The sequence below is a fragment of the Gordonia sp. GN26 genome (genome assembly GCF_054823965.1).
On sequence record NZ_JSYC01000063.1, the window covers coordinates 1 to 26,064 of the forward strand.

24 protein-coding genes are annotated in these 26,064 nt (G+C 68.2%); 1 reads left to right on the forward strand and 23 read right to left on the reverse strand.

Features of this window, described 5'->3' with window-relative positions; all coding sequences use genetic code 11:
* Window positions 1-79 precede the first annotated feature (79 nt).
* From OK17_RS14295 to OK17_RS14315, 5 genes are all read right to left on the reverse strand, one after another.
* A complete protein-coding gene (locus tag OK17_RS14295; RefSeq protein ID WP_461417838.1) occupies window positions 80-1,003 on the reverse strand; it encodes a type IV toxin-antitoxin system AbiEi family antitoxin domain-containing protein in 924 nt (307 codons plus the stop codon).
* Between the two features lie 122 nt (window positions 1,004-1,125).
* Complete coding sequence (locus tag OK17_RS14300) at window positions 1,126-1,734, reverse strand: trimeric intracellular cation channel family protein (RefSeq protein WP_461417839.1); 609 nt, start codon at window positions 1,732-1,734, stop codon at window positions 1,126-1,128.
* Window positions 1,735-1,858: 124 nt separating this feature from the next.
* The gene (rpmF, locus tag OK17_RS14305) at window positions 1,859-2,032 is read right to left on the reverse strand and encodes a 50S ribosomal protein L32 (RefSeq protein WP_005193867.1); all 174 of its coding nucleotides are present in this window, start codon (window positions 2,030-2,032) and stop codon (window positions 1,859-1,861) included.
* 178 nt (window positions 2,033-2,210) lie between these two features.
* Window positions 2,211-3,263, reverse strand: a complete 1,053-nt coding sequence (locus OK17_RS14310; protein ID WP_461417840.1) for a DUF4190 domain-containing protein — start codon at window positions 3,261-3,263, stop codon at window positions 2,211-2,213.
* Window positions 3,264-3,410: 147 nt separating this feature from the next.
* Entirely contained in the window at window positions 3,411-4,178 is a 768-nt protein-coding gene (locus tag OK17_RS14315) for a DUF4190 domain-containing protein (protein ID WP_461417841.1), read from the reverse strand.
* A gap of 61 nt (window positions 4,179-4,239) precedes the next feature.
* Here OK17_RS14315 and OK17_RS14320 point away from each other — a divergent pair, with 61 nt between their 5' ends.
* Window positions 4,240-5,175 carry an AEC family transporter gene (locus OK17_RS14320; protein WP_461417842.1) on the forward strand — a complete coding sequence of 312 codons (936 nt, stop codon included), beginning with the start codon at window positions 4,240-4,242 and terminating at the stop codon, window positions 5,173-5,175.
* A gap of 24 nt (window positions 5,176-5,199) precedes the next feature.
* Here the strand turns inward: OK17_RS14320 and OK17_RS14325 are convergent, their stop codons facing one another.
* The 18 genes from OK17_RS14325 to OK17_RS14410 form a co-directional block, all read right to left on the reverse strand.
* Entirely contained in the window at window positions 5,200-5,838 is a 639-nt protein-coding gene (locus OK17_RS14325; protein ID WP_154883108.1) for a DUF1707 SHOCT-like domain-containing protein, read from the reverse strand.
* A gap of 69 nt (window positions 5,839-5,907) precedes the next feature.
* The gene (locus tag OK17_RS14330) at window positions 5,908-7,911 is read right to left on the reverse strand and encodes a vWA domain-containing protein (protein WP_461417843.1); all 2,004 of its coding nucleotides are present in this window, start codon (window positions 7,909-7,911) and stop codon (window positions 5,908-5,910) included.
* An 11-nt stretch (window positions 7,912-7,922) separates the two neighbouring features.
* Window positions 7,923-9,368, reverse strand: a complete 1,446-nt coding sequence (locus tag OK17_RS14335; protein WP_461417844.1) for a sigma 54-interacting transcriptional regulator — start codon at window positions 9,366-9,368, stop codon at window positions 7,923-7,925.
* A 73-nt stretch (window positions 9,369-9,441) separates the two neighbouring features.
* The gene (locus tag OK17_RS14340; protein WP_461417845.1) at window positions 9,442-10,029 is read right to left on the reverse strand and encodes a maleylpyruvate isomerase N-terminal domain-containing protein; all 588 of its coding nucleotides are present in this window, start codon (window positions 10,027-10,029) and stop codon (window positions 9,442-9,444) included.
* 3 nt (window positions 10,030-10,032) lie between these two features.
* Window positions 10,033-10,527, reverse strand: coding sequence for an SRPBCC domain-containing protein (locus tag OK17_RS14345; RefSeq protein WP_232717923.1), 495 nt, complete (start codon window positions 10,525-10,527; stop codon window positions 10,033-10,035).
* Window positions 10,524-10,907, reverse strand: coding sequence for an ArsR/SmtB family transcription factor (locus tag OK17_RS14350; RefSeq protein WP_461417847.1), 384 nt, complete (start codon window positions 10,905-10,907; stop codon window positions 10,524-10,526). The genes OK17_RS14345 and OK17_RS14350 overlap by 4 nt, the downstream gene beginning before the upstream one ends.
* A gap of 165 nt (window positions 10,908-11,072) precedes the next feature.
* Window positions 11,073-12,011, reverse strand: a complete 939-nt coding sequence (locus OK17_RS14355; protein ID WP_232717925.1) for a TauD/TfdA dioxygenase family protein — start codon at window positions 12,009-12,011, stop codon at window positions 11,073-11,075.
* Window positions 12,012-12,290: 279 nt separating this feature from the next.
* Window positions 12,291-13,034: a sulfite exporter TauE/SafE family protein gene (locus tag OK17_RS14360; protein WP_461417854.1), complete on the reverse strand. Its 744-nt coding sequence runs from the start codon at window positions 13,032-13,034 to the stop codon at window positions 12,291-12,293.
* Window positions 13,021-14,595, reverse strand: coding sequence for a bifunctional phosphoribosylaminoimidazolecarboxamide formyltransferase/IMP cyclohydrolase (gene purH / locus OK17_RS14365; protein ID WP_461417848.1), 1,575 nt, complete (start codon window positions 14,593-14,595; stop codon window positions 13,021-13,023). Before purH ends, OK17_RS14360 begins: the two co-directional genes overlap by 14 nt.
* On the reverse strand, window positions 14,592-15,215 hold the full coding sequence (purN, locus tag OK17_RS14370) for a phosphoribosylglycinamide formyltransferase (RefSeq protein ID WP_232717927.1): 624 nt from the start codon (window positions 15,213-15,215) through the stop codon (window positions 14,592-14,594). The genes purH and purN overlap by 4 nt, the downstream gene beginning before the upstream one ends.
* Before the next feature lie 45 nt (window positions 15,216-15,260).
* Entirely contained in the window at window positions 15,261-16,838 is a 1,578-nt protein-coding gene (locus OK17_RS14375; protein ID WP_406567029.1) for a cell division protein PerM, read from the reverse strand.
* Between the two features lie 161 nt (window positions 16,839-16,999).
* Window positions 17,000-18,082: a DUF5336 domain-containing protein gene (locus OK17_RS14380; protein ID WP_461417849.1), complete on the reverse strand. Its 1,083-nt coding sequence runs from the start codon at window positions 18,080-18,082 to the stop codon at window positions 17,000-17,002.
* 213 nt (window positions 18,083-18,295) lie between these two features.
* A complete protein-coding gene (locus OK17_RS14385; protein ID WP_461417850.1) occupies window positions 18,296-20,263 on the reverse strand; it encodes an acetoacetate--CoA ligase in 1,968 nt (655 codons plus the stop codon).
* Window positions 20,260-21,915 (reverse strand): AMP-binding protein, encoded by a 1,656-nt coding sequence (locus OK17_RS14390; RefSeq protein WP_461417851.1) that lies wholly within the window; start codon window positions 21,913-21,915, stop codon window positions 20,260-20,262. The genes OK17_RS14385 and OK17_RS14390 overlap by 4 nt, the downstream gene beginning before the upstream one ends.
* A 70-nt stretch (window positions 21,916-21,985) precedes the next feature.
* Window positions 21,986-22,909, reverse strand: a complete 924-nt coding sequence (locus OK17_RS14395; RefSeq protein WP_461417852.1) for an HpcH/HpaI aldolase/citrate lyase family protein — start codon at window positions 22,907-22,909, stop codon at window positions 21,986-21,988.
* 5 nt (window positions 22,910-22,914) lie between these two features.
* Window positions 22,915-23,415, reverse strand: a complete 501-nt coding sequence (locus OK17_RS14400) for a MaoC family dehydratase (protein ID WP_232717933.1) — start codon at window positions 23,413-23,415, stop codon at window positions 22,915-22,917.
* Complete coding sequence (locus OK17_RS14405; RefSeq protein WP_461417855.1) at window positions 23,412-24,557, reverse strand: acyl-CoA dehydrogenase family protein; 1,146 nt, start codon at window positions 24,555-24,557, stop codon at window positions 23,412-23,414. Before OK17_RS14405 ends, OK17_RS14400 begins: the two co-directional genes overlap by 4 nt.
* A gap of 99 nt (window positions 24,558-24,656) precedes the next feature.
* Window positions 24,657-26,064, reverse strand: a 1,408-nt coding sequence (locus OK17_RS14410; RefSeq protein WP_461417853.1) for an ATP-binding protein, incomplete at its 5' end; no start/stop codon positions are given.

Sequence of the window (26,064 nt, forward strand, 5' to 3'; positions counted from 1 at the left end):
CCGCAAACCCACCCCTTTTCGCCAAACCCAGCACCCCCGTCGGCGGTGGGTTTGGCGATCGGTGGTGGGTTTGCGGGGTTCAGGCAACGCCGGCCGCGCGAAGCGCCTTGACCAGCGTCGCGTGGAAACGGGCCTCGTCGCGCAGGTCCTTCCACGTCCAACGGACGACCGTATAACCCTGCGCCCGAAGCTTGTCCTCGCGGATCTTCTCGTCGACGACGGTTTGCCAGGCCGCCTTCCCATCGAACGTTCCGTTGTACTTGACCAAGCCGTCGAACTCGCCGATCACCTTGTCCGCCAGCAGGAAGTCGACGCGTGCGATGAACTCGCCGCGATCGTCGACGATCCGCACTTGCTGTTGCGGAACGGGCAGATCCGAGAAGTCGAGCATCACTGCGCGACTGAGGGATTCGCCGACACTCTCGGAGAGTGCATTTGCATGCGGCAGCATGCGGCGCAGCATCTCGACACCTTTGAAGCGTCGGCATGACTCGAGGATCGCCTGCATCCGTTCCGCGTCGGCCTTCATACGGAGCGCGGCATCGAGCACGACGAGTGCCTGACGGCTGGTCCCGAGACGCGCGACATCGCAGGCCGTTCGTTCGATCGAGGTGACGGTCACGCCGTCGACGATTTCGACGTCTTCGGCGTCCACCGCGCCCTGGTGTCGGACGACGCGTGCACTCAGCTTGCCGACCTTCGGCGACGTCACGTGGACGCGGGTCAGGTCGGGCCACAACAGGGGCAATCGGTGCATCGCGGCCGCCGAGACATGGCTGAAGATGCGATTCGGGTCGCCGGCCTTCGCGGCCGCCACGACCGTGAGCCGATGCTTCTCCACGTCGTCGAGTTGCTCGACTGTCGCGAAGTCGGCCATCGCGCCCGGCCACAGTCGGTGCAGTTCTTTGGATGCGACCTTCCCCCGGAGCACCTTGTCCGAGGTGTGGGTGCCGACGATGCTCGCGCGGCGAGCCAGTCCGAACTGATCGGTGGGAATCTCCATACGTATTCAGACGCACGGCGACTCTGTCTGGACCCACCTTTCCCCAAACCCACCAGAGATGGACAAACCCAGCACCTCAGCGGGTGGTGGGTTTGGCGAAAAGGGGTGGGTTTGCGGGCGGGTCAGTTCCGGGCGGTCGGGAGGCGCCAGCCGAACTTCAGGCCCAGGAGGCGTAGGCCGGTGGCGAGAATCGATCCGACGGTCAGCCAGACCCACTGGGGCACTGGGGTGTGATACGAGCCGACCGCGACGATGGTGGCGCCGAGCAGGGCCGGGATCGCGTAGAGGTCGGCGGGTTGGAGGAGCAGTGGGATCTCGTTGGAGATCACGTCGCGCAGGACGCCCCCACCGATGGCGGTCATGAGCCCGACGGCGGTGGCGGCGAAGGAACTCACGCCGACGTCGACCGCGATCGACGCACCGGTCGCGGCGAACAGACCCATGCCGAAGGCGTCGAGGACGAGGATCGACCTACGGAGCTTGGTGAATGCGGGGTGGAAGGCGAAGACGAGCAGGCTGGCGATCGTGGCGGTCAGCGCGTTGCCGTAGTTCTCGACCGAGGTGGGCGGGTTGATGCCGAGCAACACGTCACGCAGGACACCGCCGCCGACACCGGTGAGCACTCCGACGGTGACGATGCCCCACATGTCGAAGTCCTTGCGGACGCCGACCATCGCACCCGAGGCCGCGAACACCGCGATACCCGCGAAGTTCAGGACGTCGAGAAGCACCTTCCACTCCTCTCACGACCCGGGCGCACCGACCCCGCGGACCACACACGAATGGCCGCCCCCGGGTAACCGGGGACGGCCGTCCATGTGAAAATCGCGGTGCCGAGGCGGCAACCGGAAAAGGCTAGCGACGATCCAGATCGATGATGCCCGCGCGAGCGGCCTTCACGAGTCGACGCGGAATCCGCACGGGGACGCCGTTGACCTTTTCTTCCTGCAGTGCGGGGTTTTCCGCCTTCCACTGCGAACGACGGCTACGGGTGTTCGCCCGCGACATCCGGCGCTTCGGTACAGCCATGGTTGAGCCCTTCTCCTACGTGGTCTGCGTGGCCGTTGGCAACGCAGAGCGTCACCGATCGACCCGAGTCAGTGCGCCAATCGGCCCCCGCGGGCGCGGCACACAACCCGACCAGACTACCTGGCGAGACCGCCCAGCTCCAAAATGGCGGTCGAAGGCCTCGGTTCGCAGGTCCGCGTCATATGTATGACCAGGGACTTTCGACGCCGGTGAACAGTACGACCAGCCAGTACGCCAGCCACACGACGACGATGAACAGGCCGATGACGATGGCGGTCAGCGCGAGGCCGTCGCCGGTCTGCTTGCCGCCCGACGCCGCGATCTGTTTGCGCGCGACGACGCCCAGCACGAGCCCGATCAGACCGCCGATGCCGATGCACACGAGACCGAGCAGCGAGGCGACCAGCGCCGCCACCGCGAGAGTGTTGGTCTTCGGGGTTCCGTCGGCCTGATTCTCGCCGTAGGGATTGTCGACGGCGTGCTGCTCCCCCGCCGGCGACTGGGCGTGTGGCTGCTGTCCGTATGACTGGTGACCCGGCGGCGGACCGTACCCGGGCCGACCCTGCGGTCCGGGCCCCGGCTGCCCAAGTCCCGGCTGCCCAGGTCCCGGCTGCCCATGTCCCGTTTGCCCGTAGCCCGACGGTCCGGGCCCGCCGTACCCGGGCGGCGGCTGTTCGGGCCCTGGCTGCCCGGGCCCTGGCTGCCCGGTACCCGGCGGCGCGTAACCCTGCTGCCCATATCCGGGCGGCGGGCCGTAGCCCGGCTGCGGTGGGCCACCCGGTCCGGCAGGTCCACCGGGTCCGGCGGGCCCACCCGGCGGCCGCGTCGAGATGATGCGCGTCGAGTCGTACCCCGATGGCGCCGGACCGGGCGGTCCGGCGTGCGCGGGCGGAACGGGAGGCGTCTGGCCGGATGCGCCCGCGGTGCTGATGACGCGGGTGACGCCGTCGGCCGGGCTGTGCGACGGCGCGACCTCGGTGCCCTCCGGGCCGGCGCCCGGTGTGGAGGTCAGGGGCGTGGTCGTGCCCGGGGTCGACTGCACCGGCTCGGTGGTCTCCTCCGAACCGGTTTCGTCAGACTGGCCGAGGAGTTCCGCCCGCGACACCTTCTGCGTCGGCTCGTACGTGGGCTGATTCGGATCGGGTGCCGAACCCGGCGGCACCTGATCCGACTGGGACTGGGGTGTGGAGGACGGATCCTGCGGATCCCCGCCTCCGGTCGGGTTCGACATCAGATGCCTTTCACAAGCCGTGCGTCGTCGCGGCGCGAGGATCGTTCGTGCGCGGCGCGATGGCTGCGCAGATCACAGAGTAGTGAGAAAACGCGTCGAACTGGGCTGAAGTCGACGATCGCAGGCTCAGATCGGCCCGAAATTCGTTCAGTAGTAGTAGACGGAGTCCATCGAGTTGCCTGCGGCGATCAGGATGATGAAGAGCACGATCCACACGATCGCACCCAGGATTCCCAACCCGCCGGTGATGATCCCGGCCAGTCCCATACCGGTACCGGTCTGAGTTCCGGCCGACTGCTCGACCTCGCGTCGGGCCATGAACCCGAGGACGACGCCCGCAATGCCGAGCGGCAGCGCCAGCGGGAAACAGGCGGCAAGCATCACCAGGGCGACGATGCCGCAGATCAGTGCGCCGATCGCCTTGCCGTTGGTGGAGGTCTGCGGCGCGCCGTAGCCGTACCCGCCGTAAGGCGCAGCGCCATAAGGATTCTGGGCGCCGTACGCGGCCGACCCGTAGGCGGGCGCCTGACCGGCCTGGTACGGGTCGCCGTACTGGCCGTAGTTCGCACCCGGCGGCTGACCGTACGGATTCGCGTTGTACGGGTCCTGGCCCTGGGGCTGACCGTATTGGTTCTGCTCATACGGGTTCTGCCCGTAGGGGTTCTGTTCGTAGGGGTTCTGTCCATACGGATTCTGCCCGTATGGATTCTGGCCCTGCGGATCCGACGACTGGCCCGGCTGGTAGGTCTGCGCGAACTCGGTCGGCGCGTAGTCCGGGGAGGTCTGCCCCTGATCACCCTTGCTGAGGTTCGGACCCGATCCTCCGGGCTGCGATCCTCCCGAGGACCCGGAACCCGGCACCGTCCCCCAGTCGTCCTGGCCCTGGCCCGATCCCTGTCCTGGTGGATATGACACCCGCAACCCCCTCGTTCGATCCGATAAATCCGTTCCTCACCCTAATGAATAGACTCGAGCGGTGTCTGGCGTCATCTCCGGCTTCACGGTGATCTTCATAGTAGTCGGGGTCGGCTATCTACTGGGTCGGACGCACGTGCTCGGCGACCACGCGCACGAGGTCCTGTCCCGCCTGGTGTTCTTCGTCTTCACTCCGGCACTGCTGTTCCATTCGCTGGTCACCTCGGATCTGTCGGTGATCTTCTCCTCGACGCTGGTCATCGCCGGCGGCAGCGCATTCCTCATCGCGGGCATCTATCTCGTCATCGCCAAGCTGTGGCTACGACGCCCCGTCCCGGAACTGGTCATCGGATCGCTCGCGTCGTCGTATGTCAACAGCGTCAATCTCGGTCTGCCGATTGCGATCTTCGTCCTCGACGACGCGTCGTTCATCGCGCCGCTGCTGATGTTCCAGATCCTCATCCTGTCGCCGATCGCGCTGGTGACGCTCGACCTCACCGCCCTCGAACCCACTGCCGGCCGTTCCCTCGTCCGCAATTCGCTGATCGCCCCGATGACCAACCCGATCGTGGTCGGCGGGATCGCCGGACTGATCGTGTCGGTGCTCGGGCTGATGCCGCCGGCGGCCGTGATGTCGCCGCTGAAGATGCTCGGCGACGCATCGGTGCCGGCGGCACTGCTGGCTTTCGGGATGTCGCTGACCGGCGTCCAGGTGTTCAAGAAGGGTGAGAGTCCGCGCCGCGACATCGCTCTCGCCGCAGTTCTGAAGATGATCGTGATGCCGCTGACCGTGTACGCGATCGCGAAATGGGGTTTCGGCCAGACGGGTGAGGCGCTGTTCGCCCAGGTCGTGATCGCCGCGCTGCCGACGGCCCAGAACGTCCTCGTCTACGCCACCCGCTACCGGCGGGGACAGATCATCGCCCGGGACACCGCGCTGATCACCACGCTCGCATCGATCCCGGCGATCGCCGTCATCGCTCTACTGCTCGCCTGAGGTCCTGCCGCGCCGGACGGCACCTCACGCGTCAGGATGTTCGCGCGGCACGACCTTCACCTCGACGCCGCCCATCAGCGCGAACCCGGTCACGCGCACGACAGGTGCGCCCGGGCGCGGCGACTTCTGCGACTTGCCGCCGAAGCCGCCCATGATCCCCAGTCCGCCGACCTCGACGGTCACGCCTTCCGGAACCTTCACCTCCACGCCACCCATGATCACGACGCATTCGATGGTGAGAACGGGTGCGGTGAACTCGACCTCGCGCAGGTCGATCTCGACGCCGCCCATGATCGCCGTGGCGGTGAGGGCGTCGGCGACCACCGCGGTCCCCGACAGCTCGCTGCCCGACATGATCGCCAGCCGATGGCGCACCGCGACGTCGGAGCTCCCGCCGGTCACCCGCGGGCCCGGTGACATCGACGACGCCGGCATCGCCACGCCGAGCTGCGCGACCGGGAGGTCGTCGGTCAGCTCGTCGAGATCACCGAAGGTCTTGGCCATCACCGCTTTTCCCGCGCGCTCCTCGTACTCGACGAGGGAGAGGCTGCCGTGGGCCATGGCTGCGGACAGGATTTCGTGTACCAGTTCCCGATCGGCGTCGGCAGCACGCAGACGCGCCCGTCGATCGTCGGGTACGGGTAGATCGCCGGAGGAGGTCACATCAGGAAACCCTAGTGGCCACACCGCGCCCCGACCACCCTGATTTCCACCCTGAGCCGACCCCGACGATCAGCCGCGTCGACGTCCCTTCCGCGACTTCAGGTAGTCACCGACCACCGCGGCACCGAGACCGTCGACGTCGGGCGCGACGACGCGACCACCGATCCGGCGGGCGATCTGGTCCATGAAGTGCGCCAGGCCGGGGTCTTCGCCGAGGCGGAAGAACGTGACCTGTGCACCGAGCCGGGCCACGTGGTCGAGTTCGCGCACCGTCAACGCGATCGTCTGCGGGTGCGGCGGATAGAAGAAGAACGGCTCGCCGCTGGGGTCGAGGTGGGCGGTGGGTTCGCCGTCGGTGACCACCAGGACCACCGGCTGTGCGTTCGGGAAGCGACGCAGGTGTCGCTGCGCGAGCAGCAGCGCGTGGTGCAGGTTGGTGCCCTGTTCCATACGCGGTTGCAAGCCGGTCAGTTCGGCGATGTCGATGGAGCGAGCGTAGCGGCCGAAGGCGATGAGATGCAGTTCGTCGCTGCGGAACCGGGTGGAGATCAGATGGTTCAACGCGATCGCGGTGCGCTTCATCGGCGTCCAGCGACCCTCCATCTCCATGGAGAACGAGGTGTCGACGAGGAGCACGACCGCCGCCTGGGTGCGGCTCTCGGTCTCGGCGACCTCGACGTCGCGCACGTCGATCCGCACACCTGAGCGCGCCATCTCCGTCGTCGCGAGCGACGGTTCCGTGGTCTCGGAGACGGTGCGCAACACCGCATTCGACACCGTGCGGGTGACGTCCCACGGGTCGGTGTCGCCGAACTCCCACTCCCGGCTTGCCCCGGTGGGTTCACCGAGGAGCCCGGTCTGCCGGGTCTGGCGGTCGCCGCGTCGCCCCGACAGCTGCTCGGCGATGTCGCGGAAGATCGACTGACCGAGCTGACGCATCGCCTTGGGGCTCAGGCGAAGCTGACCGTCGGCGGTGCGATCGAAGAAGCCCTGCTCCGACAACGCCTTCTCGAGTTCAGCGAGCATCCGTGCATCGACGGCGGCCTCGTCGCCGAGCTGGCGGGCGAGTGCGTCGAGGTCGATGTCGTCCATCTGGGCGCCGGCGTACTGCTGGGACAGCTGCTCGGACAACGCTTCGAGTTCCGAGATGTCGCGCAGAGCTGCGGCACCTTCCCCGAGTCCCATCGGCTGGTCTCCGGAGAACGACTGCGCGTTGTCCCAGTCGAGCCCCGGTCGTGCCGCGCGCAGCTGCGAATCCATCTGCGCGAGTTGACTCATCAGGTCCGGCGAACCGAAGGCCTGCTGCGCCAGCTGATCCAGCTCGGCCTGCTGCTCCGGGGTCAGCGAGTTGTAGAACTGCTGGGCCGCCGCGGCCCGTTGTGCCAGCGAGTCGATGAGTTCCTCGGTGTTACGCGGGTTCTCCGGGAAGAAATCTCCGTGGGAGTCCATGAACTCGTCGAACTTCTCCGACGTGTCCTCGCCGCGGTTGTGCGCCTCGAGTAGCTCGTTGAGGTCCTTGAGCATGTCCGAGACCCGTTGCCGGTCGGCCTCGGTGGCGCCTTCGAGCGCCTCCTTCATGCCGGCGAACCGCTGGTCAAGCAGCTCGCGGCCGAGGAGGTCCTTGATCTTCTCGTAGTCCTCCCGGGCCTGCGGGCTGCGCCAGTTGTACTCCGACAGCTCTTCGACGGCCTGCGCGGTCGACGGTGGCAGGCTGCCGATCTGCATCTCCGCGAAACGCGCATCGTCGTCGAGGTCGCGGGCGAGTTGCTTGCGCTCTTCCAGGACCGCGCGGTCGAGCAGTTCGCGGATCTCGGCGAACGTGCCGTCGAGGTTTCGCTTCTTCAGCAGTTCCTGCCGGCGTCGGTTGACCTGTTCCCGGAGCTTGTCGAGGCCGCGCATGTTCGGGGTGCCGCGGCGCAGCAACTCCCGGAGGGCACGCTGCGGCGACGCACCGGCCATGACGTCGTCGCCGATCGTCTCCAGCGCCTCGCGCAGATCCACCGGCGGGGCGAGCGGATCGGGCCCGCCGGTGTACCGCTGGTAGCGCGAACGATGGAAGCTCTTGCGCGCCAATGTGTTCTCCCTCAGCCGTAGATGGTCTGGCCGGCCTCGTCGGCTTCCTTGCCGATCCGACGTGCCAGGAACAGACCCTCGAGTGCCAATTCGACGGCACTCGCCCGCTCGCCCTCGATGTCGGCGTCGAGACGCTCGGCGATCGCGTCGAGCACGGCGCCGGTGGTCTCCGGGGACGGGATCGAACCCAGGAAATCGCCGGCCCGGACACGGTCGCCGGTCACGACCGGTTCACCGTTCTCCAGCGCGTCGACGAGCGCTGCCATGTCGATCCCGCCGAGGTGCGCGCGGACGGTGTCGGCAACGGACTTGCGCATGAGGTGCTCGAGGATCTCCAGTTCGCGCCCCTCTTCGCCGGACTCGAACTCGATCTTGCCGCGCAGCACCTCGACCACCGACTCGAGGTCGACGACGCGCGCGACAGCCTGCTCCTCGCCGGTGACCGCCGCGCGGTGAAGTGCCGCTGCGGCAACGGTTTCGGCGGCTGCGATCGAGAAGCGAGCGGAGACACCCGACCGCTGGTCGATGGACGGGTGGTCGCGGGCGTAGCGGGTGAAGCGTGCCAGGATCTCGGTGATGAACGTCGGGACACTCGCGGTGAGGTCGGCCTCCTGCTCGATGACGGCGACCTCGTCGTCGAGTTCGAGCGGGTAGTGCGTACGGATCTCGGCGCCGAATCGGTCCTTCAGCGGGGTGATGATGCGTCCGCGGTTGGTGTAGTCCTCCGGGTTCGCGCTCGCCATCACGAGCACGTCGAGTGGGAGCCGCAGCGTGTAGCCACGGACCTGGATGTCGCGCTCCTCCATCACGTTGAGCATCGACACCTGGATGCGCTCGGCGAGATCCGGGAGTTCGTTGATCGCGACGATGCCGCGGTGTGCGCGCGGGATGAGGCCGAAGTGGATGGTCTCCGGATCACCCAGACTGCGACCCTCGGCCACCTTCATGGGGTCGATGTCGCCGACGAGGTCGGCCACCGACGTGTCCGGGGTGGCCAGCTTCTCGCTGTACCGCTGCGAACGGTGCCGCCATTCGATGGGCAGATCGTCGAGCAGGTTGGCGGCCTTGCGGATCGACGCCGGGGTGATCGGCTCGTACGGGTGCTCGCCGAGCTCGGAACCGGCGATCACCGGCGTCCACTCGTCGAGGAGTCCGACGAGGGTGCGCAGGATGCGGGTCTTGCCCTGGCCGCGCTCACCGAGCATGACGACGTCGTGGCCGGCGATGAGCGCACGTTCGAGCTGCGGGATGACGGTGGCCTCGAAGCCGACGATCCCCGGCCAGGGGTCGCGGCCCTCGCGGAGAGCGGTCAGCAGGTTGTTGCGGATCTCGTCGCGCACGCTGCGCTGCACGTGGCCGCCGGCACGCAGTTCACCCAGGGTGCGGGGTGACGGGTGGCGGGTTTCGGTCGACTGAGAACCATGGGTGGTGAAGTTGTCCTCTGGCACGTGATCCACGCTACTCCGAGTTGTGATGTGCGTGCGTGCCGTACGGGCTTCGACGAGGCTCAGCCGGCAGGGGAACCGGGGCTCAGCCGGCGGAGGGACCGGGGCCCGGCGACCAGGCCGGGTCGCGACCGACGAAGCCCATCAGGCGGCTGACGGCGTCGGCGTCGGCCGGCACCTCGACCGCGGGCCCGTACTGCCCCGAGCTCCGCAGCAGCTCGTCGATGGGGATCATCCCGTCGAGCAGCATCCCGGCGTAGCCGGGGTCGAGGTCCGGGGTGACGCCCTGCGACCGGGCGAGATCCCAGGAGTGCATGTACACGTCCGCGGTGTAGAACCGGTCGACCGCGTCGGCGAGGCGGTGCTCCCCTGCCATCGGGTGGGTGAACGTCTCCCCCGCCGACCGGCCGTCGAGCAGACCCTGCACGGCGGCCGCATGCGCCGACCATGCCCCCGCGGGATCGTCCGCGACCGAAGGACCTCCCGGCAACCGCACACCGCCGGCGTCGAGGAACCCGGTGAACCAGTCGACGAGGTGGGCCACGACGTCACGAGCGACCCACCCGTCGACCGGCGTCGGGGCATCCCAGTCGGAGACGCCTGCGATCACGTCGGCGAATCCGGCCGCGACCTCCCGATGCCGGTCGGCGGGGTCGAGTTCGGTCAGCGACACGGTTCAGACCTCGCCGGACTCGAGCAACTTGTCGAGGGCGGCGTACCCCTCGTTGACGCCGACCTCCATCCCCGACGACAACCAGGCGTCGCGGTCGGCGAAGCTGTCGCACAGGGATTGGGCGTGCAGGCGGGTGGTTCCGTCGCCGAGATCCTCGAACCACATCGTCTCCAGCGACACCTGGTCCGGCATCCCCATCCACGTGAAGGTCTGCACGATCTTGTCCTCGCCGATGGTGTGGAAGCAGCCACGGAACTCGTGGTCCTGCCCTTCGTGGGTCGACACGTATCGCCAGGCGCCACCGTCGCGGGCATCCCATTCGACGACCCGGCTGGAGACCGAATCCGGACCGTTCCAGCGGACGAACAGTTCGGGATCGGTGTGGAGCTTGACGAGTTGGGCCGGGGTGCCTCGGAAGTCGCGGGTGATCCGGATGATCGGCACCTCCTTGTCGGCTTCGATCGCGGCCTCGGGGTAGCGGGTTGCGGTGGTGCTCATGACGCCTTTCCTTTCCTGGTTGTCTTCTCGTGCTCGACCTCGGGACGTTCCGCCTCGGGGCCGTCGTTCATCTCCGCGAGCAGTGCGTCGAGGCGCTGGTAGCGCTCCTCCGCCCGCTGTCGGTATCGCTCGATCCACTTGGTCATGAGGTCGAACACCTCTGCTTCCAGATGGACCGGACGTTTCTGGGCCTCCCGGGTTCGGGTGACCAGGCCGGCGTCCTGGAGCACCTTCAGATGCTTGGAGACCGCCTGGATGCTGACGTCGTACGGTTCGGCGAGCTGGGAGACCGTCGCGTCGGACACCGCCAGTCGCGCGACCATGTCGCGTCGGGTGGGGTCAGCGAGTGCGGCGAACACCTTGGACAGCTCGTCTGCCATTCCCCGTCCTCCTCAACCGTTCGGTTGAATACAACGATGCGCCCGTCCGGAACCGTTGTCAACCCCTTGGTTGAATAAGAGGGCAAGAAAAATCCCGCTGCCTGTTCGGCCCGGTCAGCGGGCAGAACAGCAGCGGGATCTCGGGTCAGTGCTCAGGCAGGCGGCTCAGGCAGGTCCGACGGGCGCGTCACCGCGCAGCGTGATGCGGTGCATGACCCGGCGGTTGTCGCCGTAGTCGCGGTTGGCGTAGTGCAAGGTGTTGCGGTTGTCCCACAGCACCAGGTCGCCGAGACGCCAGCGGTGGCGGACGATGTGCTCGGGCTTGGTGATGTGTGCGTAGAGCAGGTCGAGGATGCCACGGCTCTCGGCCTCCGAGACGCCCTCGATGTGCGAGGTGAAGCCCGGGTTGACGAACAGCGACTTGCGGCCGGTCTCCGGATGCACCCGCACCACCGGATGACTCACCGGCACGAGCTCGGTGACTTCTTTGCCGTCCCAGGTGTTTCCGCGTCCGTCGCGACGTTGCTTGAGGTAGTAGCCGAATTCGCGGCTGCCGTCGTGCACGGCCGTCAGCCCGTCGACGAGGCGTCGGATCGGCTCGGACAGCGACTGATACGCGAGTTCGGCGTCGGCCCAGTTGGTGTCACCACCGTTGCGCGGCAGCACGACCGGACGCAGGATAGAACCCATCGGCGGACGCGGCATGAACGTCACGTCGGTGTGCCACACGTCGGCGAATCCGTTGTCGGCGCTGTCGAGTTCGTAGACCTCGTCGGGCACGTCCCCGCTGTCCCACACCGGATGTCCGAAGGTGAGGTCACCCAGCCGGTTTCCGAACTCTATGTGCGACGCGTCGTCGAGATCCTGGTTCCGCAGCACGATGACCTTGTAGTCGATCAACGCCTGACGGATGGCCCGCACCTCGTCGTCCGAGGCCGTCGCGACGTCGAGACCGCGGATCTCGGCACCGAAGGTGGGGCCGAACTCATCGACGTCGAGCTCGACGCCCGAGGAGACGATGCCGGCGGCCGGAGCGGCGGTCCGAGCAGCAAAAGTCCGAACAGCAGTGGCGCGGACGTCAGAAACGGGATGGGAGATGGTCATGAGGGTTCCTTCTCGGGGATGACTGGTGGTGGCGAGGAGCAACAGCCGCCGGCGGGGATCCGTGGTGGGATCCGTCGGACCAGTTCATCGAGTGGACCGTCATCAGATGCATCGACTCCGTTCCGTCCGCCGGCCCGGTACACGACATGCTCGACGAGCAGTCGTGGTGCGGGAAAGACAGGACGAGAACGGACACCCGTACTTTTTAATCTCCCGTCGACCGCTCGGACAGGGTTGCGCCCAGGGTGAGGAAAACACCCCGCGGCGGCGACGCGACGCTCAGCCGACCGCGAGCCACACCGCGAGGCCGAGACCGCACAGTCCGACCACGATCCGCAGCGGACCGGCGGGCAGGCGTTTGACGACCGGTGGGCCGCACCAGCCGCCGAGCAGACAGCCGATGGCCATCGCGAGGGCCGCCCACCAGTCGACGGGCCCGAAGATCATGAAGCCGACCGCGGCGACCGCATTGGCGACGCCGAGGAACAGCGACTTCGACAGTGCCGCACGCCAGAGCGGCTCGCTGGTGACCACCAGCATCAGGGCCAGGATCATGATGCCCGCACCGGCCCCGAAGTAACCGCCGTAGATACAGATCAGCGTCAGCCCGACGATGAAAACCCAGGGGCGTTCGGCGTGCGACGTCGCCCACCGCCGCAAAACCGGTTGCACGAGAAGGGCTGTGGCGGCGATGGCCACCAGGAACGGGACCAGCGCCTCGAAGGCCTCGGCGGGTGTGAGGAGAAGCAGTACCGCACCGATGGTCCCGCCGATCAGGGCGGCGATCAGCCCGATGACGAGGCGGCGTCGGTCGCCGTCGAGCAGGGCCCTCCCCGACTGGGCGGTGCTGCCCACCCCGACCGCGACGAGTGCGACCGTGTTGGTCACGTTCGCCGCGATCGGGGTGAGACCGACCGCGAGGAGTGCGGGATAGCTGACGATCGACGCCAGCCCGGTGATGTATCCGATCAGGCCCGCGCCGAAGCCGGCGACGACCAGTAGTGCGAGGTCAGTGAGCGAAATGGCGTGCCCCGGTGAGGTAGAGCGTCACGCCCGCCTCGTTGGCCGCCTCGATGACCTCGTTGTCACGGATCGACCCGCCCGGCTGCACGACAGCCTTGACGCCCGCCGACAGCAGCACCTGCAGACCGTCCGGGAACGGGAAGAAGGCATCCGACGCGCCGACGGAGCCGGCCGCGCGATCGCCGGCCCGCTGGACGGCGAGGTGAGCGGAGTCGACACGGTTGACCTGGCCCATGCCGACGCCTACCGAGGCGCCGTCGGCGGCCAGCAGGATGGCATTCGATTTCACCGAACGGCAGGCGCGCCAAGCGAATTCGAGATCCGCGAGGGTCTGGGCGTCAGCCGGCGGGCCGGCGACGAGGTTCCAGTTCTCGGGGTTGTCGCCCTCGGCGTCGATGACGTCGCGCTGCTGGATCAGCAGACCACCCGAGACCGGCTTGGTCTCGACCCCGGTCGCCGACGGCGGTGTCGCGATCAGCACGCGGATGTTCTTCTTACGGGTCAGGACCGAGAGGGCGCCGTCGGCGAAGCCCGGCGCGACGATGACCTCGGTGAAGATCTCGGCAACCTGTTCGGCCATCTCGACGGTGATCTCGCGGTTCGCCGCGATCACGCCGCCGTAGGCGCTGACCGGGTCGCAGGCGTGGGCCTTGCGGTGCGCGTCGGCGATGTCGGCGCCGACCGCGATGCCACACGGGTTGGCGTGCTTGATGATCGCAACCGCCGGGGCCTCGAAGTCGTGGGCGGCGCGCCATGCGGCGTCGGCGTCGGTGTAGTTGTTGTAGCTCATCTCCTTGCCGTGCAACTGCTCGGCGGTGGCGAGGCCACCTTCCCCGGCGTTGCCGACGTAGAGAGCGGCGGCCTGGTGCGGGTTCTCGCCGTAACGGAGGACGGCCGAACGGTTCCAGGTGGCACAGGCCCAGATCGGGAACTGCGAGTCGTCCTCGGGGGCGACGACACTCGACATCCACGAGGCGACGGCCACGTCGTAGTCGGCGGTGTGGCGGAACGCTTTGGCGGCCAGCTTCTTCCGGTCCGTAAGAGTGAACCCGCCGGCCGAGATAGCCTCGGTCACCCGTCCGTAGTCGGCGGGGCTGGTCACGACAGCCACCGATGGGTGGTTCTTCGCCGCGCCGCGCACCATCGACGGGCCGCCGATGTCGATCTGTTCGATGCACTCGTCGGGGGTCGCGCCCGAGGCGACGGTGGCGGTGAACGGGTAGAGATTGACGACGACGAGATCGAAAGCGGCGACACCCAATTCGGCGAGCTGCGAGACGTGGTCGTCCTTGCGGGTGTCGGCGAGGATGCCGGCGTGCACCTTGGGGTGCAGGGTCTTCACACGGCCGTCGAGGCACTCGGGGAAGCCGGTCAGCGTCGAGACCTCCACGACCGGGACACCGGCGTCGGCGATGGTCTTGGCGGTCGATCCCGTCGAGACGATCTCCACACCGGCGGCCTGGAGTGCGGTCGCGAGATCGGCCAGGCCGCTCTTGTCGTAGACACTCACCAGCGCGCGCCGAATGGGTCGGCGGGCGCTGTCAGCGGGCTGTGCGTTCACGGGATGCGGGCCTTTCGTCCATCGATGACTACTCCACGGGTGACCAGTGCGGTCACCACTTCGGCGAGCAACACGCGCTCGACCGTCTTGATGCGTTCGTGCAAGGTGTCGACGGTGTCGTCGTCGTCGACCGTGACCACCTGCTGCGCCAGGATCGGGCCGGTGTCGACGCCTTCGTCCACGAGATGGACGGTCGCACCGGTGACCTTGACGCCGTAGTCGAGTGCCTCGGGCACACCGTGTGCCCCGGGGAATGCCGGCAGCAGGGCGGGATGGCTGTTGACGATCCGTCCACCGAAGCGTTCGAGGAACGCGGAACCCAGGATCTTCATGAAGCCCGCGGTGACCACCCAGCCGGGATCGACGGCGGCGACCGCCTCGGTGAGCGCGGCGTCCCACGCGGCGCGGTCGGCGTGGTCGGCGACGCGGCAGGTGATCAGCGGGATCTCGTTGCGATGCGCGATCTCCTGGGCCCGGCAGACGCGGTCGACGACGATGGCCGCGACAGTGAACGGGGCATCGTCGGCGGCGGCGCGGGCGAGCAGCGACTCGAGCAGAGAACCGGTACCCGACGCCATCACCACGACGGGTGTTCGTACGGGCGCGGTCTCAGATGTCACGCCTGCGAGCCTAATAGCAGCACGTCGAGCGGGGATCGGCGGGTCTCAGCGCCGACGGCCGGCACCGGGTGTTCCCGGGTAGAGGTCATAGTCGGCGTCGTCGACGAGGTCGCTGTCGTCGAGATCCTCGGCCGGGATCCGGTTGGCCGACGGCGCGGCGTCGTCGGCTGCGGCGGGCTCGAACCCGCCGTCCTCGTAGACGGCGTCCTCGTACTCCGCTTCCTCGTACTCGCCGTCCTCGTACTCGCCGTCGTCACCGTCGGCCTCGTCGTACTCTCCGTCGGCGTCGGTGTACTCGACGTATTCGTCGTCCTCGTCGAGGTCGGCGACGATGACGTATTCGTCTTCGAAGCCGAGGTCGTCGGGGTCGTCGAAGTACTCGTCCCCCACTGCGGCGCGGGCGGCCCGGGTCGACGGTAGGAAGGCGTAGACGATCGCGAGGAGGATGCCGATGACCGCGATCCAGCCGAGCGTGAAGACGCCGGCCGCGGAGACGGTGACCGCGACGTCGCCGAACTCGCCCAGGGTTCCGCCGGCGGCCGCGGTCAGGATCGCCATGGCCGAGGCGGCGACGGCGGCGGCTACGCCGATCGAGCGCACATGGGCGACCGGGTTCAGGTCGCGGCAGCGCCAGCCCACGAAGGCCGCGACGGCGGCGGGGGCGATCAGGCCGAGGAAGCCCCAGCTGCCCGCACCGGTGCCCTCGGGCAGGACCGCGAGGGCGGGTACGGGCGGGACCGCTCCACCGCGGACGGTGAACAGGTCGACGGTCATCGCACCGATCTGCACATCGGAGCCGACGAGGACCGCGGTCGCGCCGATCATCAGGTTCGGCAGATACATCAGGGACAGCAGGCTGAGCCCGAGGAAGCCGTCGAAGTCATAGCCGGTGTCGATCAGCTCGCCGATCTGGGTGTGCCGCATCAGCATGCGCAGGCACACCAGGACCGCGCCGGCCACCACGAGGGCCAGAACGGCAACGAGGCCGTATCGGAAGCCGCGGCGGTCGGCGTAGGACATCCCCCACCGGGCCGCGAAGTCGTGTCGTCGGACCCACGTGACACCGGCCAGCGCGGCTCCGCCGTGGATGCCGATCGTGTAGGCGAAGGCGATCAGCGCATTGGGCGTCTGCACCGGCAGCACCGATCCGCCGTCCATCACGATCGCCAGCGACATCGCGGTGATCAGGAGCGGGCCCACGATCGCCGAACACACCACCGCCCCGACGTCGAACAGGTCGTGTGCCGATCGTTGCCTCGGTCCGCTCCCACCGATCGCGCGGGCCGTGAGACGGGCGGTGCCGATCGCGACGACCAGGGTCGGCAGCAACGGCAGGACACCGATCGTGACCCCGCTGATGGTGACCGGCACCTGGTGGATCGCCAGCCAGCTCGAGGCGATCGCACTGGGCAGGCCGGTGAGTCCGCTGCCCGCGAGCAGCAGCACCGTCAGCATCACGACGATGAGCGTGACCAGGGCGAGCGCGGGAACGGTGAACGCGACCACGGCCAGCTGCCGGGCCGAACCCTCGACGTCGTTGCGCTGGGCACGACGGGATCGTCGCAGCGCACGCAGCTGCGACGCGAGGTTGTCCGCGGTCGAGTCGGGCCTGAAGGTGGGCATCGTCATGAGCGTGGCATGGTCGGCCGCCGGGCCGTCGGAGACGCGCCGCGATGAGACGGAAAGCGTCTCAGGTCACCGCGGACACGCGCTTGAGAACGACAGTGCCCGGAATCGATAGTGCCCCGCCGACGCGTGTCGACGGGGCACTCTCGGTGTCTGGATCAGCTACCGCTACTGGTGGGCGGTTCGGGCTTCTGGAAGACCGTGGTCGAGTGATCGGCGGCCTGGCCGGCCTCGGACTCACTCGCGGAGGCGCCACCCGACTGCGCAGCACCGGACGACGCACCGGAGGCGCCTGCCGAGTACTGCCCCGGGGTGTAACCGCCGTATCCGGACTCACCCGGTGCCGATGCCTGGCCGGACTGGGCGCTCGAGTAGCTCTGGCCGGTGCCGGGAGCCTGCGAGTACGCCGACGGGTCGTAGTTCGCCGAGGACTGCTGCCCGTACTGCGACTGGCCGCTGCCTGCGCCGTACGCGGAGGCCTGCGCGTCGCCGTGACCGGCGCCCTGCTGGCCTGCCGAGGCGTCGGTGCCCGACGTCGCGGCCGTGATCGGTCCCGTGGCCGACGAGGGGGCCGCGAGCGCAGGAGCCACCTTGACGACGTCGGCTTCGACGAGCAGCCACACGATCGCGAGGAGCGCCGACAGCAGCGAGAAGATCAGCAGGACGATGGCGCCGGAGGCGTTGTTGTCCACGCTGAGGAACAGGAACAGCGTGATCAGGAAGGCCGGAATGGTCAGCGCTGCGACGATCGGAGCCGCCGCGACCTTGACGCCCGGGATCAACGAGATGAGCGCCAGGACACCGGCGACGGCGACGAGCGCGTACGGGGCGTTGAACGGCGTCTGGAACAGCTCCACCGAGAAGTCATAGGCCCGTGCGGCGGCGAGGAAGCCGGAGAACAGCACGACGAGACCGAACAGACCGATGACACCGGCCAGGATCGTCGGGGTGATCGCGGGCAGACCCTGGCTCGGCGGTTTCACCGGCTGCTGCTGGCCGTAGCCGTACTGTCCGTAGCCCTGCTGCGGATTCTGGCCGTACTGCTGCTGGCCGTAGCCCTGCTGCTGTCCGTACTGCTGGCCGTAACCCTGCTGCGGATTCTGACCGTACTGCTGTCCGTAGCCCTGCTGGGGGCTCTGCCCGTAACTCTGCTGACCGCTCTGCGGGTACTGCTGGCCGTACTGGCCGTGGGACTGTCCGGACTCGGGCTGTTGCCCGTAGCCCCCCGTTGGATACGTCATTGGCGATCTCCTGGTCGGCTCGTCTGGGTTATCTGGCTCAGGTCGCGCGCCGGTGGTGACGGCATCGGCCGTCACCGCCCCGACGGGCACAACACCCGGCCCACGGTAGTACATGTGACCGGCGGGTCATATGGACCTTTCGACGTCTGCCGTCGACGACACCGCCCACGCTACCGATGTCCGACGATGTCGGGCCGCGGTCGTGCACAGCCGTCACCAGCGATGAGCCCGGCCCTGTTCGGCGTACCAGTCGACGAGCGAGTAGTCGTCGACCGACTTGGGATCGATGTTGACCTCCGACCGGCCGGCCAGAATCGCCGTGACCGGAACCTCGAGTTTCTTCCCGGTGCGCGTGTGCGGGATGCCCGGGGCCTCGATGACCTCATCGGGCACATGGCGTTTCGACAGTCGGTCGCGGACCGCGGCGGCGATCCGCGCGGTGAGGGCGTCGTCGAGTACGGCACCGGGGACGAGGGTGACGAACAGCGGCATCCAGTAGGCGCCGTCGGGTCCGTCCACGCCGAGGACGAAGGCCTCCGCGATCTCGTCGAGCGACTCCACGACCTCGTAGATGTCGGCCGATCCCATGCGGATTCCGTGCCTGTTCAACGTCGCATCGCTGCGGCCGTGGATGACCAGGGAGCCGCGTTCGGTCACGGTGACCCAGTCGCCGTGCCGCCAGACCGACCCGTCGGGATGGGTGGTCGGCCCTTCCCACTCGTGGTCGAAATAGGCGGCGCGGTAACGCGTGCCGTCCGGGTCGTCCCAGAAGTGCACCGGCATCGACGGCATCGGTGCGGTGACGACCAGCTCGCCGACCTCACCGACGAGCGGTGTACCGTCCGGCGCCCAACTCTCCAGCGCAACACCGAGATAGCGCACCGACAATTCGCCGGGTACCACCGGCACCCCGACCGATCCGCCGGCGAAGGCCGACACGATGTCGGTGCCGCCGCTGATCGACGAGATCGGTAGCCCCCGCTTCACGTGGTCGTCGACCCAGGTGAAGAGGTCGGCGGCGAGCGAGGATCCCGTGCTGCCCAGGGCCCGAAGCGCCGACAGATCGTGGTCGCGGCCCGGTTCGAGGCCGGCCTTTCGGGAGGCCTGGAGTTGCCCGGGCGAGGTGCCGAAGTAGGTGACCTTCTCGTCGGCGACGATCTGCCAGAGCTTGTCGGCGTCCGGATGGAGCGGCGAACCGCTGTAGCAGACGATCCGCGCACCACAGAGGAGGCCGGCGACCTGGTAGTTCCACATCATCCAGCTGAGTGCGGTCTGCCAGAAGAAGACATCGTCCGACGACAGGTCTCCATGCAGCGCACCGGCTTTGAGGTGCTCGACGACGACGCCGCCGTGCCCGTGGACGATGCCCTTCGGACGGCCGGTGGTGCCCGAGCTGAACAGCACCCAGAGGGGATGGTCGAAGTCCACGAGCACCGGTGCCGCGTCACCGGCCTCCGCGGAGAGCGCGTCGGCGTAGTCGACCCGCGTCGTGCTGTCCCCCGTCGGCTCGCCCGCGTCGCCGCCGATCGTGATGTGCGCGACGAGTTCCGCCAGCAGGCCGGCGAGTTCGGCGCTGTCCGAACGCTTGTCGATGTCCTTGCCGCCGTACCGGTATCCCGCGGCGCTGAACAGGACCTTCGGCCGGAGCTGACCGAGCCGGCTCGCGGCACCCTGCGGCGCATAGTCCTGGCCGCAACCCGACCAGATGGCGCCGAGGCTGGCGGTGGCGAGGAAGGCGACGACCGCCTCGGGGATGTCGGGCAGGTAGGCGGCCACGACGTCGCCGGTGCCGATCCCCTGTGCCCGCAGCGTCGCGGCCAGGGAGGCGACCATGCCGGGGAGTTCCGACCAGGCGATCTCGGTGCGTTCCCCGGCCTCGTCGAGTCCGACGACGGCGGCGCCCGGCAGGTCGGCGTGCCGCAGGATCTGGCTCACGTAGTTCAGCCGAACACCCGGGAACCACTGCGCGCCGGGCATACTCGGGTCGGCGAGCACGGCGGCGTCGCCCTCGGCGAGAGGTTCGGCGGCCAGGGCGTCGAGGTCGAAGAACTCCCACAGGGCTCGCCAGAACTGTGCCGGCTGCTCCACCGACCAGGACCACAACCGGTCGTAATCCGCGGCGTCCACGCCGAACCGGTTCTCCACGTGCCGGCTGAACCGCTCGATCCCGGCACCGGTCATCGCAGGTCCTCCAGGATGTGCGTGGCCTCTTCGCGCATCGCGACCTTGCGGACCTTGCCGGTGACGGTCATCGGGAATTCCTTGACCACGTGGACGTATCGGGGGATCTTGTGCCGTGCGATCTTGCCGTCGGCGAAGGCTCGCACGTCCTCCGCCGTGAGATCGGTGGCGTGGTCGCGGAGGCGGATCCACGCCATGAGTTCTTCGCCGTACTTCTCGTCGGGGACACCGATGACCTGGGCGTCGAGGATGTCGGGATGGGTGTAGAGGAATTCCTCGATCTCGCGCGGGTAGATGTTCTCGCCGCCCCGGATCACCATGTCCTTGATCCGGCCGGTGATGCGGACGTAACCGGCGTCGTCCATCTCGGCGAGATCGCCGGTGTGCATCCACCCCTCGGCGTCGATGGCCTCGGCGGTCTTCTCCGGATCGTTCCAGTAGCCGGTCATCACCGAGTAGCCGCGCGTGCACAGCTCACCGGTCTCGTTGCGGCCGAGCGTCTCCCCCGTACCGGGCGCGACGATCTTGATCTCGAGATGCGGGCCGACCTGACCCACGGTGGTGACCCGGAGTTCGAGCGGGTCGTCGACCCTGGTCTGGGTGGACACCGGTGATGTCTCGGTCATGCCGTAGCAGATGGAGACCTCGTTCATGTGCATCCGATCGACCACCTGACGCATCACCTGCTCGGGGCACGGCGAGCCGGCCATGATGCCGGTGCGCAGCGACGACAGGTCGGGCGCATAGCCGTCCGGAGCCGCGTCGAGCAGTGCGAGTTCGGCGATGAACATCGTCGGCACGCCGTAGAGGCTGGTGCAGCGATGTTCGGCGACCGCGTCGAGCGTGGCCTTCGGATCGAAAGCGGGGCCCGGGATCACCATGGCCGCACCGTGACTCGTGGCGGCGAGGTTGCCCATCACCATGCCGAAGCAGTGGTAGAACGGCACGGGCAGGCAGATGCGGTCGTCGGCGGTGTAGTCGAGCAGCTCACCGACGAGGTAGCCGTTGTTCCCGATGTTGCGGTGCGACAGCGTCGCACCTTTGGGGAATCCCGTTGTGCCCGAGGTGTACTGGATGTTGATCGGGTCGTCGGCGGACAGCGACGCCGCGATCTCGGCGACGCGTGCCAGCTCCTCGCCGGAGGGGGCGGCGGTCATCGAGGCCCACGCTGCGGACTCGAACGTCACCACCTCCCGCAGGTCCGGGCAGTGCGGACGCGCCTCCGCCAGCATCGACGCATATCCGGAGTCCTTGAACCGTTCGGCCGCGAGGACGACGCTCGTGCCGGATTGCTTCAGTGCGTACTCGACCTCGTTCTGCCGGTAGGCGGGGTTGAGGTTGACCAGGATCGCACCGATCTCGGCGGTGGCGTACTGGACGAGCACCCACTCGAACCGGTTGGGCGCCCACAGTCCGACCCGGTCCCCCTTGGCCACGCCCAGCCGCAGCAGGCCCGCTGCCAGTGCCCGTACGTCGCGGTGGAATTCGGCGTAGGTCCACTGTCTTCCGATGGCGGCGTCGATGAGCGCGACGTGGTCGGCGTACTTCTCGACGGTCCGCGCCAGGGTCGTGCCGATGGTGTCCGTCAGCAGAGCAGGATTCTGCGGCCCGCGGGTGTGTGCGAGGTTCTGGGCGTGAGCGTCATTGCTCATGAGCGGGCTCCGGTCTCTCGGTGGTGTCGGGGAAACGAGGGGTGTCGGAAGGCGGTTCGGCGCAGCGGGATCAGGCGTCGGCGTCGGCGTCGGCGTCGGGCCGTTCGGTCACGCGGGACAGCACGACCTCCGCCTGCCGGAGCACCGGCCCGTCGATCATCTGACCGTCGAGGCTGAAGACCCCGCCGCCGTGTTCGGCGGAGCCGTCGATGACCTTGTGCGCCCACGCGATCGCCTCCTCGGAGGGCTGGTAGCCGGCGCGGATGTGCTCGACCTGCGACGGGTGGATGCAGGCGGTCGCGGTGTAACCGAGGGCCACCGCATCGCGTACCTCGGCGACGAGGCCGTCGACGTCGTCGATGTCGAGGTGCACCGAGTCCACGGCGAACTTGCCGTGTGCCGCAGCCGCGATGCGGACCATCGACCGGACCCACGCGGCGACGTCACGGTATTCGCCGGGCCGCGGTTCGTCGGGCCCGAACCGGCTCGACGTCCCGCCGAGTCCGGCGACCAGATCCTCGGCGCCCCACATGAGGCCGATGCAGTTCGACGTGGCGGCGATGTCGTTGGCGCGGGTGGCACCCAGCGGCGTCTCGATCAGCGCGATCGTCTGGAACGCGGTGTCCAGGATCGACGCCACGTCCTCCGACTTGGCCTGCATGACGACCCGGTAGTTCGTCTCGGAGACCGCGGCCAGGTCACGCCGGTAGTCGCCGGTACCGGCCGGGTTGATCCGCACGATGGTGCGGTCCGGGTCGATCGGGTTGGCGATCAACGCTTCCCGCGCCGCGGCGCGGTTCTCCGGCGAGACCGCGTCCTCGAGGTCGAGGATCACGACGTCGGCTCGATCGAGGGCCTTCTGGTAGCGCTCGGGCCGGTCTGCGGGGCAGAACAGCAGTGCGGGCCCGGCGGGCAGCCAGGCGTTGGACAACTGGGAATCGCCCAGGCTCGATCCGCTCACGAGCGAATTGTCGGCGGGTCCGTCGAAGAACATCGTCGTCACTCCGTAGGTTTCTTGCGCACCAACGTGGCCCGCGCCGCTCGCGCGACGACCTCGCCGTGCTGATTGCGTCCGATGTGGGTCAAGTTCACCACGCCCTCCCCCGGCCTCGACCGGGATTCGCGTTTACCGGTGCACAGTGTCTCGGCGTAGAGGGTGTCACCGGCGAACAGCGGCGCGGGGAACGCAACCTCGGAGAAACCGAGGTTGGCCACCAGTGTGCCCTGTGTCAGCTGGCTGACCGAGAGGCCCACGATCGTCGACAGCGTGAACATGGAGTTGATCAGGCGCTGACCCCCGAAACCGGGCTGCTGCGCCGACCACGCGGCGTCGAGGTGCAGCGCCTGGGTGTTCATGGTGAGCGTCGTGAACAACACGTTGTCGGCCTCGGTCACGGTGCGTCCGGGTCGGTGCTCGTAGAGGGTGTCCTCGGTGAACTCCTCGAACCACAGGCCGCGCTGGACGACCCGGTTCACGGGTGTCTGGTCGTTGTCGCTCATGCGAAACCCAGCTCCCGGGCGATGAGCATGAGCTGCACCTCTGTGGTGCCCTCGCCGATCTCGAGGATCTTCGAGTCTCGGTAGTGACGGGCGACTGGGTACTCGTTCATGAACCCGTAGCCGCCGTGGATCTGGGTGGCGACGCGCGCGTTGTCCATGGCCGCCTCGCTGGCGACCAACTTGGCGATCGACGCCTCCTTCTTGAAGGGCTTGCCCGCCAGCATCTTCGCCGCCGCGTCGTAGTACGCGGTGCGCGCGACGTGGGCCCGGGACTCCATCCGCGCGATGGCGAAGGACACCGACTGGTACTCGCCGATCGGCTTGCCGAACGACTGGCGCTCCTTGGCGTACTTGACGCTCTCGTCGACGCAGCCCTGCGCCGCACCGGTCGCGAGCGCCGCGATCGCGATGCGACCCTCGTCGAGGATCGACAGGAAGTTGGCGTAGCCGCGGCCGCGTTCGCCGAGCAGGTTCTCCTTGGGCACGCGCACATCGGTGAACGTGAGCGGGTGGGTGTCCGAGGCGTTCCACCCGACCTTGTTGTAGGCCGGTTCGGCGGTGAAGCCGGGGGTTCCCGACGGCACGATGATCGTCGAGATCTCCTTCTTGCCGTTCTCCTTGACCCCGGTGACCGCGGTGACGGTGACCAGCGAGGTGATGTCGGTGCCCGAGTTGGTGATGAACTGCTTGCCGCCGTTGATGATCCACGAGTCACCGTCATCGCGGGCGGTGGTCGCGGTGGCCCCGGCGTCGGAGCCGGCACCCGGCTCGGTCAGGCCGAAACCGGCGAGCGCGGTACCGGCGGTGAGGTCGGGCAGGTACTGCTGCTTCTGCTCCTCGGTGCCGAACCGGTAGATCGGCATCGCACCCAGGCTCACGCCGGCCTCGAGGGTGATGGCGACCGACTGGTCGATCTTGCCGAGCTCCTCGAGTGCGAGAGCCAGCGCGAAGTAGTCGCCGCCCATGCCGCCGTACTCCTCGGGGAACGGCAGCCCGAAGAGGCCCATCTTGCCCATCTGGGCGATGACCTCGTACGGGAAGGTGTGGTCTGCATCGTGTTTCGCGGCCACCGGTGCCACCACGGTCTGCGCGAAGTCGCGCACCGTCTCGATGAGGTCGGTGTACTCCTGCGTGAGTTCCATGAGAGTCCTGTTCACTCTTGTAGCTTCGATTCGATCTGTTCTGTTCCGAGCCCTTCGTGGCTCGTCGCTTGCGCTCCTCGCACCTCAGGGAGCGAGTGGTCAGGGAGCGGGAACGGGCTCCCGGCTCTCCGCGGGGGTGACCACGGCGAGGATCTGTCCGGCATCCACCTTGTCACCCACCTTCACCGTGATGTCGACGGTTCCGTCGACGGGTGCGGTCAGCGCGTGTTCCATCTTCATCGCCTCGACGACCACGACCGCCGCGCCGCTGCTCACCTCGTCGCCCGATGCGGCTCCGACGGCGACCACGGTGCCGGGCATCGGGCTGGCGATCTCGCCGGCCCGATCGTCGGCGGCCTCGTCGAGCAGCGGACGGGCGAGATCGAGGACCCAGGCGCCGGACGGCCCCGACACCCACCAGGATTCGCCGATCAGCGTCGACGACCAGGACTGGCTGATCCCGTCGACGATGAGCCGGTCGGATTCGCGGCCGTCACCCGACTGTGCGGGGAGGTAGACGACATCGGCGGTCCACGACTCACCCTCGGCCCCGTCACCACCCTCGGTGACCACGGTCGCCGATCCCGAGATCGACTGTGCATCAGCGTGTTCGACGCGAATCGACACGGTGGAGTGGTGTCCGCCGCTCACGAGCCTGGTGATCACCGGGGCCGGTTCGCCGACGCGCCAGCCGACCGCCGACGACCAGACGTCACCGCGGTCCCGGGTCCCGATGCGGGCGAGGCCGACGAGGACCTGAGCCTCCGGGGAGGGTTGCGGCACCGCGTAGTCGGCGACCAGACGGTCGAGCAGTTCGGTGTCGAGCTCGGCGTCGACGACGGCCTGTTGCCGGAGCACGAAGCGGCAGAAGTCGATGTTCGTGACGACACCGAGGACGCGGGTGTGTGCCAGCGCCTGGTCGAGGCGTTCGAGGGCCTCCTCGCGGTCGCTGCCGTGCGCGATGATCTTGGCGAGCATCGGGTCGTAGTCGCTGCCGACACGCAGGCCCCCGAGCATGGCGGAGTCGACGCGGATGCCGCTGCCCGACGCGGTGTCCGGGTGGACGAGGTGTTCGATGGTGCCGCCCGTGGGGAGGAAGCCACGGGTGGGATCCTCGGCGTACACGCGGGCCTCGATGGCGTGGCCGGTGAGCGTGATGTCGTCCTGGGCGAAGCCGAGGATTTCGCCGCGGGCCACGCGGATCTGCTGCTCCACCAGGTCGATTCCGGTGACCAGTTCGGTGACCGGGTGCTCGACCTGCAGCCGGGTGTTCATCTCCATGAAGAAGAACTCGTCGGGCTTGTGGGCCGAGACGATGAACTCGACGGTGCCCGCGCCGGTGTAGCCGACGCTGCGGGCGGCGTCGCAGGCCGCCTCGCCGATCCGGGCACGGGTGTCGGCGTCGAGCAGCGCCGAGGGCGCCTCCTCGATGACCTTCTGGTGGCGGCGCTGCAGGGAGCACTCACGTTCACCGAGATGGATGACGTTGCCGTGGGTGTCGGCGAGG

What these genes read in the sequence shown, in the direction of transcription:
- OK17_RS14350 (WP_461417847.1), bottom strand. Translation starts at nt 10,907, where the DNA reads ATGGCAGACGAGCTGTCCAAGGTGTTCGCCGCACTCGCTGACCCCACC.
- OK17_RS14380 (WP_461417849.1), bottom strand. Translation starts at nt 18,082, where the DNA reads ATGACGTATCCAACGGGGGGCTACGGGCAACAGCCCGAGTCCGGACAG.
- OK17_RS14385 (WP_461417850.1), bottom strand. Translation starts at nt 20,263, where the DNA reads ATGACCGGTGCCGGGATCGAGCGGTTCAGCCGGCACGTGGAGAACCGG.
- rpmF (WP_005193867.1), bottom strand. Translation starts at nt 2,032, where the DNA reads ATGGCTGTACCGAAGCGCCGGATGTCGCGGGCGAACACCCGTAGCCGT.
- OK17_RS14390 (WP_461417851.1), bottom strand. Translation starts at nt 21,915, where the DNA reads ATGAGCAATGACGCTCACGCCCAGAACCTCGCACACACCCGCGGGCCG.
- OK17_RS14395 (WP_461417852.1), bottom strand. Translation starts at nt 22,909, where the DNA reads ATGTTCTTCGACGGACCCGCCGACAATTCGCTCGTGAGCGGATCGAGC.
- OK17_RS14310 (WP_461417840.1), bottom strand. Translation starts at nt 3,263, where the DNA reads ATGTCGAACCCGACCGGAGGCGGGGATCCGCAGGATCCGTCCTCCACA.
- OK17_RS14355 (WP_232717925.1), bottom strand. Translation starts at nt 12,011, where the DNA reads ATGACCATCTCCCATCCCGTTTCTGACGTCCGCGCCACTGCTGTTCGG.
- OK17_RS14405 (WP_461417855.1), bottom strand. Translation starts at nt 24,557, where the DNA reads ATGGAACTCACGCAGGAGTACACCGACCTCATCGAGACGGTGCGCGAC.
- OK17_RS14400 (WP_232717933.1), bottom strand. Translation starts at nt 23,415, where the DNA reads ATGAGCGACAACGACCAGACACCCGTGAACCGGGTCGTCCAGCGCGGC.
- OK17_RS14375 (WP_406567029.1), bottom strand. Translation starts at nt 16,838, where the DNA reads ATGCCCACCTTCAGGCCCGACTCGACCGCGGACAACCTCGCGTCGCAG.
- OK17_RS14295 (WP_461417838.1), bottom strand. Translation starts at nt 1,003, where the DNA reads ATGGAGATTCCCACCGATCAGTTCGGACTGGCTCGCCGCGCGAGCATC.
- OK17_RS14345 (WP_232717923.1), bottom strand. Translation starts at nt 10,527, where the DNA reads ATGAGCACCACCGCAACCCGCTACCCCGAGGCCGCGATCGAAGCCGAC.